We start from the raw sequence: 5,175 nt of genomic DNA on the forward strand, positions 1-5,175 counted from the left end.
CGCCGAGGAGACCGGTCGCGTGCTGGCCTCGGTGCCCTACCTCGGCGTGCTGCCCGCGACGCTGATCCTGGACGCCGCGGGCCACGCGGACCTCGAGCAGATCGCGACCGGCGACGTGCGGGTCGCCTACGTGCCCGCCCGCCCGCCGAGCCAGACCGTCCAGGGCTGGACCGTCGACCCGCGCGGCGGCAAGGCCCGCCCGGCCGCCCCGTCGGCGACCGTCGAGGGCGACACGGTGACGCTGAGCGGCACCGTCGCCTGGGTCCCGGATGCACCGGGCGCGGACGTGCTGGTGGTGGTCGGTGTGACCGCCGACGGCGCCCCGGTCGCCGCAGCCGTCCCGGCCTCGGCCGCGACGGTCGAGACCGCCGACGTCTACGACGCGACGCGGTCGCTCGGGCACGTGACCCTCGACGGCGCGAAGGGCACCCTGCTCGACGTGGACGCCGCGGTGCTCGAGCGGGCCTGGTACCTCGCTCACGCCATCCTTGCCGCGGAGGCCATCGGCACCGTGGCGACGACGATGGACATGAGCGTCGAGTACGCCAAGGAGCGGTTCACGTTCGGTCGTGCCATCGGCTCCTACCAGGCGATCAAGCACGAGATCACCGAGGTGCTCCGGCTGCTGGAGAACGCCCGCTCGCTGGAGTTCTACGCGGGCTGGTCCGGTGAGTCGAAGCTCGACGAGTTCCCGCTCGCGGCCTCGGCGTTCCGTTCGGCGGCCGGGTCGGCGCTGGACTTCGCCACGCGCTCGAACATCAACGTGCACGGTGGCATCGGCGCGACGTGGGAGCACGACGCCCCGCTGTACTTCCGGCGTGCAGTGCTCTCCCGGCGTCTGCTGGGCGGAAGCGGCGACGCGACCGACCGGGTCGCCGACGAGCTGCTGAAGGCCGCCACCTAGACCGCACCCGCGGGGTCGGGCCGACCGGGCCCGGCCCCGCGCTGTCCGGCGGTGCGGCACGGCGGGCGAGCCCGACGCTCAGCCGAAGCGCTTGACCAGCGGCAGCAGCAGCGAACGGGGCGTGAAGCGGCCGGACAGCGCGAGGGCGGTGTGCACAGCGCCGGGGATGACCGAGCGACGTCCGCGGACCATGCCCTCGATGCCCTGCGCCGCCACGTCGTGCGCGCTCACGTAGGCGAGCGACGGCACGGAGGACCCTGCTGGGGCTCCCTCGCCCCTGAGCCCCGCGACCTCGCCGAACTCGGTCGGCACGGGCCCCGGACACAGGCTCGTCACGCTGACGCCCTCGTCCTGGACCTCGGCGTGCAGGGCTTCGCTGAACGTCTGCACGAAGGCCTTCGTGGCGCTGTAGGTCGCGAAGTTCGGCAGCGGCTGGAACGCGGCCACCGACGCGACGTTCAGGATCGCCCCTTCGCCACGGTCGAGCATCCCGGGCAGGACCGCCAGCGTGAGGTCGTGCAGCGCCTCGACGTTGACGCGAATCATCTGGCGCTGGCGCGCGGGGTCGAGTCGTGCGGCGGGCCCTGCGAGCCCGAAGCCGGCGTTGTTGCACAACCCCGCGATCGGGCGGGCGTGCGGACCCGTGACGATGCCCGCGATGAGCGACGCGCGGGACGGCGCGTCCCCGAGGTCGCACGGATGGACATCGACATCGACCTTCGCGGCGTCGCGCAGTTCGCTGGCCAGCGCGTCGAGCCGGTCGGCACGGCGGGCGATCAGCACGAGGTCGTGACCGAGCGCGGCCAACTGGCGGGCGAGCTCCTCCCCGATCCCGGATGAGGCGCCGGTCACCAGGACCACGGTGCCGGGGCGAGCGTCGGGCAGGGCCATACCAGGAGAGTACGCTCCGTCGCCGGCCGCCCTCCGTCCCGCGCGGGCGCGCGGGACGGGTCGCGGGCGTCCGGCGCAGGACGGTCAGTCCTGCAGGTAGGCGAGCACGAAGTACAGGAGCTGGGAGAGCGCCGCGAGCGCGCCGACCACGTACGTCATCGCGGCCGCCGTCAGCACCCGCCGGGTGCCGGTGCGCTCGCTGTCGCTCACGAGACCGAGGCCGGCGAGCTGCACCTGCGCCCGCTTCGACGCGTCGAACTCGACCGGCAGGGTGACGAAGTGGAACAGCACCGCGATCGCGTACAGGGCGATCGCCACCTGGATCAGGCCGAGGGCGTTCATGAACGCGCCCGCCATCAGCAGGAAGATCCACGTCGAGGACGCGAACGCGACCGCGGGGAACATCGTCGAGCGGATCTGCATCGGCGCGTAGGCCTTGTCGTGCTGGATGGCGTGGCCGACCTCGTGCGCGGCGACCGCCGCGGCCGCGATCGAGCGACCGGCGAACACCGGCTCGGAGAGGAACACGCCGCGGGACCGCGGGTCGTAGTGGTCGCTGAGCGGACCACCCGGGGACGGGTTCACCGGCACACCGTGCAGGCCGTTGGCGTCGAGGATCCGCCGTGCGACCTCCTCGCCGGTCATCCCGGACTGCACGCCGAGCTCGGCGTTGGTGGCGAACGTCTTCTTCAGCCACCACTGCGCCGCGAGGCCCAGGATCAGGGTGGGCGCGAGGAACAGGATGTACATGCCGATGCCGCTCATACGGAGATCGTACGTGCCCCCGGATCCGGTTCAGGAAGCTTTTAGGGAGGTCCAGCCGATCGAACCCCCGCCGATCGACGACGCGGGCAGGCGACGCGTTAGCGTGCCGCCCATGCCCGAGTTCACCGGCTTTCCCCGTGCCGCGATCACGTTCCTCGAGGAGCTCGAGGCGAACAACGACCGGGACTGGTTCAAGGCCAACCGCGACCGGTACGACGCGTACCTGGCGGCGCCCGCGCTGGCGCTCGGTCGCGACCTGCGGCGGTTCGGCGAGGTCAAGCTGTTCCGTCCCTACAACGACGCCCGCTTCCACGCGCGCCCGCCGATCAAGGAGCACATCGGCATTCCGTTCGGCATGGAGGGCGCCACCGGGTACTACGCCGAGCTCAGCCTCGACGGGCTGCTGGTCGCCGCCGGGATGTACCGCCCCCAACCCGACCAGGTCGCCCGGCTGCGAGATGCGGTGGCGGACGGGCGCCGTGGGTCGGCGCTCGCCCGCGCGGTCCGCGCGGCGACGGACGGCGGCCTGGAGCTCAGCGACCCGGACCTCAAGCGCGTCCCGCGCGGCTACGACGCCGAGCATCCCCGCGCCGACCTGCTGCGTCACCGCCGCGTGGTCCTCAGCCGACGGGAGTCCAAGCTGCCCCGCTGGCTGCACGGCCCCGAGGCCGCGGAGAGGATCGCCGCCTGGTTCGAGGCGGCGCGACCGACCGTGACCTGGCTGCGCGACAACGTCGGCCCGTCCCTGCAGCCGCCGAGCCGCCGTTGAGCACGTCCCCTCAGAGGGGCACGGGCGACAGCGCGGTCCGTGGCGGGCGCAGCTCGCGCACCGCGGAGAGGAACGCGTCCACCACCGGCGTCGTCTCGCCCTGCCGGTACGCGTAGGCGAGCTCGATGCTCGGCGCCGGGCCCACGATGTCGCGGTAGACGACATCGTGGCGGTCCAGCGCCCGCACGGACGCGGGGACCAGCGACACCCCCATCCCGGAGGCGACGAGGCCGATGATCGTCTGCATCTCCTCGGCCTCCTGCACGACCAGGGGGGCCGCCCCCTCGGCGGCGAGCGCTCGCGAGATGGCGTCGTGCTGCCCGGGCGCCGCGGCACGCGAGAGCAGGACGAACCGCTCGCGCCGGAGATGCATGAGCGTCAACGACGGCATGCCGACGAGGCGATGGTCCTCGGGCATCACCACGACGACCGGTTCCTCGAGCAGCGACTCGATCTCGACGCCGTCGGCGGAGACCGGGGGACGGAGGAAGCCGACGTCGATGTCCCCGTGGACCAGGGCGTCGACCTGCGCGGCGGTGTTCAGCTCTCGCAGTGAGAGGTGGACCTCGGGGTGGGTCGCGCGGAAGCGGCGCAGGATCTCCGGGACGCGCCCGTACATCGAGGACCCGACGAAGCCGATGGAGAGGCGTCCGAGCTCGCCGGCCTGCGCACGCCGGGCGGCGTCGGCGGCTCCGTCCATCGCCGCGAGCACCGCTCGCGCCCGGTCGAGGAAGACCGCCCCGGCATCGGTGATGCGGACGCCGCGGCGGTCGCGGTCGAGCAGCGTGACCCCAAGGGCCTCCTCGAGCGCCTTGATCTGCTGCGACAGCGGCGGCTGGGACATGTGCAGCCGCTCGGCAGCGCGGCGGAAGTGGCGCTCCTCCGCCACCGCGATGAAGGAGCGCAGGTGCCGCAACTCGATGCGCGCGGGAGCGGGCTCGATCACCGCGCGGGCTCCCGGAAACCAAACAGGCCCACTCCGAGGAGCGGGCCTGAGGTACTACGAGGGAGGAGAGGGTGCAACTCGGCGGTCACCAGGATATGGGGGTGGCCGCTGTTCAGTAGAAGTTGCATTTGCAAAGGTACCCCCGCGAACTGATGATTTCCAATATCAGTTATGGGTCAGGTGATAGGCCCAGCGTATCACCGCCCGGGAGGGCAGCGCCCACCCGCGCGACGCCCCCGACCGCGGCCGAACGGGGGGGATCGCGAGGACCCCGAGGCTTGACCGGCGGGGAGATCGGGAAGGACGCCCGCCATGCCCTCCATCAATCGCATCACATGTCGCAGTATCTTGGCCGTATGCGCGGCCCTGACGGCCACCGCCCTCCCCGTCGCACCTGCGGAGGCGAAGGCCACCACCCGCCCGGATCTGGAGCGCTACTTCGACGCCGCGGGGACGAGCGGGACCATGGTCGTCCGCGCCACCGGCGAGGGCCGGCCCACGACGGTCATCGTCGGCGGCCGACGCGCGGCCCGCCGGTACCTCCCGTCCTCGACGTTCAAGATCCCGAACTCCCTCCTGGCGATCGATCGAGGGGTGGCGTCGGGCCCCGAGCATCCGTACCCCGGGCCCAACCCCAACTACGACGTCGACGGGGCCCCGCTGCTGCCGACCGCGTGCGAGAGCGACCTCACGCTCCAGACCGCCTTCGGGATGTCCTGCATCCCGATCTACCAGCGGATCGCCCGCGAACTCGGGATCCCGGCCTACCGACGCGCCGTGCGAGCGATGCGCTACGGCAACCGCGAGGTCGACGGCGCCCCGCTCGACGAGTTCTGGCTGCGCGGGCCCTTCGCGATCTCCGCGGTCGAGCAGGTGCGGTTCCTGGAGCGCCTGCGGCGC

General features: G+C 72.6%; 6 protein-coding genes. 3 read left to right on the forward strand and 3 right to left on the reverse strand.

All coding sequences use genetic code 11. The features are described 5' to 3' along the window. Positions 1 to 904 (forward strand): acyl-CoA dehydrogenase family protein (locus tag ABYE80_RS16655; RefSeq protein ID WP_372791427.1); only part of this gene is annotated, 904 nt, incomplete at its 5' end. A gap of 78 nt (positions 905 to 982) precedes the next feature. On the opposite strand, the gene ABYE80_RS16660 is transcribed toward ABYE80_RS16655, so the two are convergent. Together ABYE80_RS16660 and ABYE80_RS16665 are read right to left on the reverse strand one after the other, a co-directional pair. Continuing rightward, on the reverse strand, positions 983 to 1,795 hold the full coding sequence (locus ABYE80_RS16660; RefSeq protein WP_372791429.1) for an SDR family NAD(P)-dependent oxidoreductase: 813 nt from the start codon (positions 1,793 to 1,795) through the stop codon (positions 983 to 985). 84 nt (positions 1,796 to 1,879) lie between these two features. Next, entirely contained in the window at positions 1,880 to 2,560 is a 681-nt protein-coding gene (locus ABYE80_RS16665; protein ID WP_372791430.1) for a zinc metallopeptidase, read from the reverse strand. A gap of 112 nt (positions 2,561 to 2,672) precedes the next feature. Between ABYE80_RS16665 and ABYE80_RS16670 the strand changes: the two genes are divergently transcribed. Then, positions 2,673 to 3,329, forward strand: a complete 657-nt coding sequence (locus tag ABYE80_RS16670) for a TIGR02453 family protein (protein WP_372791431.1) — start codon at positions 2,673 to 2,675, stop codon at positions 3,327 to 3,329. Positions 3,330 to 3,339: 10 nt separating this feature from the next. On the opposite strand, the gene ABYE80_RS16675 is transcribed toward ABYE80_RS16670, so the two are convergent. Next, entirely contained in the window at positions 3,340 to 4,275 is a 936-nt protein-coding gene (locus ABYE80_RS16675) for a LysR substrate-binding domain-containing protein (RefSeq protein ID WP_372791432.1), read from the reverse strand. A gap of 348 nt (positions 4,276 to 4,623) precedes the next feature. On the opposite strand from ABYE80_RS16675, the gene ABYE80_RS16680 reads away from it, so the two are divergent. Continuing rightward, the coding region (locus ABYE80_RS16680; protein WP_372791433.1) for a penicillin-binding transpeptidase domain-containing protein at positions 4,624 to 5,175 on the forward strand (552 nt) is incomplete at its 3' end.

This window comes from Paraconexibacter sp. (assembly GCF_041602235.1).
In the GTDB taxonomy this organism is placed as follows: domain Bacteria; phylum Actinomycetota; class Thermoleophilia; order Solirubrobacterales; family Solirubrobacteraceae; genus Paraconexibacter.